Annotated in this window: 5 protein-coding genes; 3 read left to right on the forward strand and 2 right to left on the reverse strand. The window is 49.6% G+C overall.

Going from position 1 to position 6,309, the window contains the following annotated elements; translation table 11 throughout:
• Positions 1-386 precede the first annotated feature (386 nt).
• A complete protein-coding gene (locus LPW39_RS17850; RefSeq protein WP_230778355.1) occupies positions 387-2,180 on the forward strand; it encodes a S8/S53 family peptidase in 1,794 nt (597 codons plus the stop codon).
• 1,158 nt (positions 2,181-3,338) lie between these two features.
• Here LPW39_RS17850 and LPW39_RS17855 read toward each other — a convergent pair.
• The gene (locus LPW39_RS17855) at positions 3,339-4,709 is read right to left on the reverse strand and encodes a hypothetical protein (protein WP_230778359.1); all 1,371 of its coding nucleotides are present in this window, start codon (positions 4,707-4,709) and stop codon (positions 3,339-3,341) included.
• 458 nt (positions 4,710-5,167) lie between these two features.
• Here LPW39_RS17855 and LPW39_RS23535 point away from each other — a divergent pair, with 458 nt between their 5' ends.
• Complete coding sequence (locus LPW39_RS23535) at positions 5,168-5,428, forward strand: OST-HTH/LOTUS domain-containing protein (protein ID WP_330166621.1); 261 nt, start codon at positions 5,168-5,170, stop codon at positions 5,426-5,428.
• A gap of 88 nt (positions 5,429-5,516) precedes the next feature.
• The gene (locus LPW39_RS17865) at positions 5,517-5,939 is read left to right on the forward strand and encodes a DNA-directed RNA polymerase subunit alpha C-terminal domain-containing protein (protein ID WP_230778361.1); all 423 of its coding nucleotides are present in this window, start codon (positions 5,517-5,519) and stop codon (positions 5,937-5,939) included.
• Positions 5,940-6,050: 111 nt separating this feature from the next.
• Here LPW39_RS17865 and LPW39_RS17870 read toward each other — a convergent pair.
• The coding region (locus tag LPW39_RS17870; protein ID WP_230778363.1) for a hypothetical protein at positions 6,051-6,309 on the reverse strand (259 nt) is incomplete at its 5' end.

Below are 6,309 nucleotides of genomic sequence, written 5' to 3' on the forward strand. Positions count from 1 at the left end.
CTCTGCTATTCCACCTACTGTCCAAACGATTGGCACTGCTGATCAAGATTGCATCGGCCCTAACAGGCATTTCATGTGATGCTAAAAACACAATGGTACGTTTTCGATAGATGTTCCTCTCCACTTAAACCCTAATTGAAAAATCCTCACAAAAGTGAAATTTTGTTAATTGGAAATTAAATACAACACCATCGCGAATACTCATAAATTCAATTTGAACTACTAAAGAGCATGGGGGAAGATACAAATCTACTTAATTGTTTCAAAAAAATACAGGGAAAACCCGAGTGCCTAATACTTCAAATTACAATATAAATGATTTGACGGTAAATATTAACAATTTAATTGGAATTTACTGCTCGAACTAAATCAACTAAATTGAGAATATGAAAATACATAAGAATTCATTTATCATCACATTAACTGCATCGCTTATGCTGACTTTCTCTCATGCCGAAGAGAAATCATTTACACTTTATAAGGCACAAAAGCCTATAGTAAATAGTCGCGGGGAATATAGGTACGCAGTTCAACTGTCTCCATTTTACACTGATTCTTTAAAAGAAAAAGCGGATAAAGCAGGCTATACTCTAGCAGATGTCCATAAAGTAAAACCTGGAGACCCTAATCTAGAATTGCCGGAAGTTAGGTTTGCAGCCGATATAGTTTCCAATTTAATCGGAAGAAAACCAGAACAGGTTCGATCATGGGTCGCTACAGAATTCGAAATTTATGCTACGCCGAGTGATTTGGAAAAAATTTCCAGAGCGGAAGGAGTAATCTCAATATCTGAACTGGAAGGGAAGGAGGCTAATATTGTCCTATCCCAATCAACTACAACTGCAATTGGTGACACTATCTCGGGATCGGAAGTAGTTCCATGGTGGCTTTCCTATACAAATACCCTTGGCAACTATGCACCACCAAGCAATGCCGCTCGACTATATACTATCGAAGGGCCACTTATGAGCCCAATATCCCAAGATATTGTGATTGGATCCAACCAGTCAGCCTCCTCATCAGTAGATATTTGGGAATACTGGCATTCAGCCCATGTTACTGGCGTAATTGGTGCTAAACAAAATAATATGTTGTCTAGAGGAGTTAATCCAGGACAGCCGATTAGTCATAAAGGATATGGCATAGCAGACACACCAGTGATCAACGCTTTAAATGAAATAGTAAGTTACTCCGATGTTGCAAGAGACTGGGGCGTCATATCTATGTCCTTAAACAATGGCGCAATACAGTACCCCGGCAATAACACTCAAGAATTCAGCCATGCTCGCGGACGCGCAATGGCTATTGCGAGTAATTATCATTTGATATTGCAATCAGCAGGGAATAATAATAGTAATCAATGCGGCTGGGGTTATACGTTCAATGACACTGCACTGCCTTGGGATGCAATTATGCTTGTTGGCGGCCATGACAGATTGGGCAATAGATCTGCAAACGATCCGGTTTACTTTAATCACACCACTCCACCGACAGTGGTTACCGCAGAGGGTAGTAACTTTGGACCCTGTGTCGAGATTTGGGCGCCATCGCAACAGATAACCTCTCTAAGATACAACTCCTCACAGACTCAAGTTTTGTCAGGCACATCATTTTCTGCACCTATTGCAGCAGCGATCGCCTCTAGACATGGCGACTACAATACTCGGCCATTACAACGCGAATGGTTCCTGAAAAAAAATGGCCAATATACAGGGAAATATGCGGAAGATGGATCTGCAATTTATTCTACCAAATGGAATAGCTCACCAAACTCTTTAAAGCGCCACAATATTCAAAGTGCCTGGTCTCCGCAAACTAATTCTGGTATCTCAAACCTTTACAATGGGTCTTATAATGATATGTGGAATGCTGGAGCCCCAACGGGTACGGTTGTTCTGGATTTAGGAACAGCAAAAAACGTAAAATTTTTAAGGGTAACTCCTAGATCCACTGTTAAAATGCATGAAGAATTCAAAATAGAATTTTCTGTGCAATCTTCTACCAATTCCACAGGATCTGTAATTGGCACGTATCAAGACTTCATGGTGCCTAAGCACGGAGATAGAGCACCAATTACATTAGCATTATCTAGTGATATGAATACACGATATGTAGTACTCCACGCCGGCAACTATGGATCTTGGCTCGCATATTCTGAAATAGAAGTATATGGCCAATAAATTATTATAAAATTATTAGTTCTTTAACCACTATCTTCATGTGTAAGCACCTGGAGAAGACGTTATCTGAAGCCGACTTGAAAGCCAGATCCGTTGATCTGGCTTTCGCCTTTGAGGCCCACGTTTCCACAATATAGAAGCGGTGATCCGCGCTACTGTAATGTTCAAAACCCTCGATAGGATGGATGATCGCACTTGGCCGGATCAGCCAACGTATCTGCTGCACCACTTCAATGCGGACTTGCGGTCAAAAATAGGATAGACAACTATGACTCCGAACAGCCAACCCAAGATCCCTCAACAAGACCAATCTGCAGCTGGCGAGGAAGTAGGCTATGAACTCGACGACGGCCCCCTGAGCGAGGCGCAAGTTCAAGCCATCCAGAAGTCAGCCGACCAGCAAGCGTTTACTGGAGCGACTATCCGCAAAACTAGCCTTCTGCCAATCGAACTATAGGCTCGTACCCTTGGAGACGATCTCGTTAAGACGTCATGGGACGGATCGGCGAGCCCGTGTTTGTGCATTGGTATAGGCTTTTGCTAAGCGGCCCGTTGGAGTGAAGATTCCAGCAGCCACTGCAGCCTCGAAGGCCTCTTTACCTTTCAGCGCCTTTACAACGTAGCTACCACGTGGCAATTTTTGTCTAACGCGATAAGCCAATTTGGCTGGGTTGGATTCAACAACGTGTTCCTTTCCATACTCATCAGCAGTAGATGAGTTCGTAGCGGCCTGACGCTTGCGTTGTTGAGACTGTGGTGCCATTGGGAGCACTATGACACAACGAAGGAAGGTTGGCATATAAATACAAATACGAGGTACAACATGCTGAGGGCACCTCTTTTCAAAAACTACCGCAACCAAGCACAGCGTTTGCCTCTACGCTTCTCAAGCGACCTGGCCTGCTAGCTGACCGTACTAGCAGGTCCGCCAACCACCTACGACTTAAACTTTGCGTACGCACGATGACCGAGCATGCAATGATAGTGCGCACTCGTTCAGCTGGCCGTGCTCGGCCCGATGGCGGCTTCCGACCCGTTGCTGACGTTCGTTTTTACGGCAGTTAATGCTTGCTTTGCGGCGACTGCAGTCTTTCATCGGCAACATGCCTGCTGACCTCTTACGCTGCAGGGACCGGGCGGTCATCAACGCCCGACCGCTCAGCGCCTCTGCAGGGCGTCAAGCGCGTCATCTAATGCCGTAATTGACTCCACAACGACTTTAACGGTTGCACGATCAAACTCATGATCGCGCTGTGAATCGTGCACGCCGCTGTTGAGGTAACCCCACTCTATACTCGAGCCACTCACGTTGAGCAAGGCCGCGAGCGCCACGACAGCCTGAGGCGCACCAGGGTGCTGTGTCGCGATCCGATCGACCGCCGATCGCAGCTTGCTGCATTTATTGTTCAACTCCCAGGGTGAGCGGGGCCCACTCAGCTTGATGTCGATTCGCCCATCTGTCCTTCGGCCCAGCCATGTCCAGAGACGGTCCGTTAGGCTCTCCAGCGCCGGACGAGCTTGGCGCAGTGCCTCTCGCTTCTCATCAGCTGCCAACGCCTGCTGTGCAAGCAGCACGTAGTTCTTCATTGGCGGATCTCTCTCGACACGCAGCTCGTGCTCTCCCTGATGCGGGAGGAACTTATATCGCTTGACCGCCCCCGCACGTCGGACACCCAACTCTTGTTGGATACGGTGCAGGAATTCTTCAGCGTGTGATGTGAGGATTATCTGTTTGCCATCGAGCAGACCATCTTCGAAGAACGTGCGCCAGATTCCATCGCGGTGGTCGTCATCGATCGCGTTGACGACGTCATCGAAGACAATCACTGGGCACTTCTGAGCGATGTTCTTTGCCAGCAAAATTGCCAGACCCAGACATTTGATATGCCCTTCGCTGAACACTATAAGTGCATCGTAGCGTACGCCCGGCTCACCGGCGAATTCCACCTCAATCTTGCCGTTCTCTGCCAGTGGTAACCACAGAGCGTGCAGCAAGTCGCCTGGCGGATCAGCCCGGTTGAATGCGTTGTACAGATGGCGAGCTTGTTCTCCCAAGCCTTGCAGCAAAGCACCTGGCAGCGCCGCGAGGTAGGCCTGGATCTCGGGCAGGAACCCATCGTAGGCGACCTTGATTCGCTGATGATGTGCCACCTGCGGCATCTCGGCCGCGACGGCTTGGATCAAGTCGCGATTAGCCTCGTCAAACTGAGCCACCGTCTGGTGGGCAACCTGCAGGTCTTGATCGGCGGTCGCGCGCATGGTTCTAAGCCGCTCCATCTCTAATTGCTGCTGCTGCAGGTGGTCTCTCTCTTGGGCTAGCGTGCGGCGTTGAGCGTGCACCTCACGCGCCCGAATATCGAAACCTTCAATGACTTCAGCGATCCGCAGCAGGGTTTGCCAGGGCCGCCGGTCTCCATCAACCCAAAGTCCCAGCCAGTTGCCCACCGCGGTGATCGGCAGGGGCGGCAGGCCCCCGGCCTGCAATTCGGCGGGACAGGCAATCGCGGCTGCCGCAATCACGCGGCGCATCTGGACCCACCGAGTACGAATTGCCTCGCTTAACTCGGTTCTTAGTCTGGCCTCCTCCTGCTGGAGTGCAGCCAATTGCGCGAGTTGCTTCCAGGCCCGCTCGCGCCCTTGAGAACGGGTCCTGAGCTACAGCGGTCAGTCCTGTTCCACAAGCAGGACACTCGCTCGCACCGTCGGAAAGGGCCAGCACAGCCTCGTAAAGCTTAGCGTACAACACCTCACCTGCACGAGAGCGCGGGGCAACTGTTTGCATTGTTGGTGAACCCAAGACCCCGGAAGCGTTGAGGAACGCAAGCGACCAATTCTTCGAATGGACTCGCCCTGACATTCAGCCCGAGGAAGTCACCGACCCCGCATCCAAAAATTTGGCAAAAGCGGAACAAGTTAAAGTTGACCCCTTGAAGCAGGATGCGCTCAAGCCGCTACCTAAAAGGCGCCCTCGATTTCTCGTTGATGCGGTGTCCCTCCTTGCTGGAGACACGTCTGAAGGGAAAGTTGGTTTGGGACTGTTAGGGCAGTATCTCAAACGGATGGACCCTGGCTTCTCTCCACAAACTTTCGGGCATTCAGGTCTACTGAGTATGGTTAAGACATATGACCTTCTAGCACCGAGCCAAGACGAGAGCGGTCACTGGTCTGTGAGCTTGGTGCCGAAAATTGAAAGCCCGTCAGAAGAAAAATATATCGGCTATGACTCAGTAGGTCAGCACTCGCATTGATAATTACCTTGTCTTTATGCTGCCCATCAATGAGACTGCAATGAGAGGTTACATAAGATTGAAGGATGCCATTTTTGATGGAATTCAAATGCCCTATGATCAAATGCCAAAATCCGAAACACCTATAGGCGACCTACTGCCGCTGCGAGTGAAGACTATTCTGGAACGAAATGGCGTCCATACAGTTGAGGGAGTTCACAGGGCCTATCCGAACCAACTGTTAAAGATGTGGGGGATGGGAATGTTCCGGTTCAAGCAGATAGAGGCTGCGCTCTTCCCCGACAAGTCCTTTATCCCAGCGCGGATCTATTCGCCCATACGCCACATCAAAGGCTCATCTCTTAACGGCGCACTGGCTCCGGCAACTGTTCAAGTCTTGCTTCGTGGTGGGATCACTACCGTTGAGCAACTGCTTGCGATGGAGCGCAAAGAGTTGTTAAACATTAAGGGCCTCGGCATTCATAAGCTGGGGGAAATCGAAAATTTCCTCCATGAGACGAAAAGGGCCTAGACAGAACACATCTCAGCTGGCTCACAAAACATCAGTTCTGAAAGTCGGCAGACGACCCTAAGCGGAAGTCGAACCGGGACAAAAAGCGATAGTTCAATAGGGCGGTTTTCGCTAGGGTAGTTCAAAATCGGTGTCGGGGAAGTGCCGTTCAAGAATCTCGCGCATCTCAGGTTGTCCGGCATTCTTCTCTCGGCCTTTTGCCTCGCGGACCACACTGCGTCCGCGCCAATCTTTCTTGTGAATGTCTGGCCGGTACGCGCAAAGTATGTCCAGCGCCTCTAAGCTTTCTGGGTCTGAGCCAACGGTGTTAGGGCCGATGCAATCTTGATCAGCAGTGCCAATCGTTTGGACAGTAGGTGGAATAGCAGAG

The organism is Comamonas koreensis (genome assembly GCF_021026195.1).
Classification (GTDB): domain Bacteria; phylum Pseudomonadota; class Gammaproteobacteria; order Burkholderiales; family Burkholderiaceae_C; genus Comamonas; species Comamonas koreensis.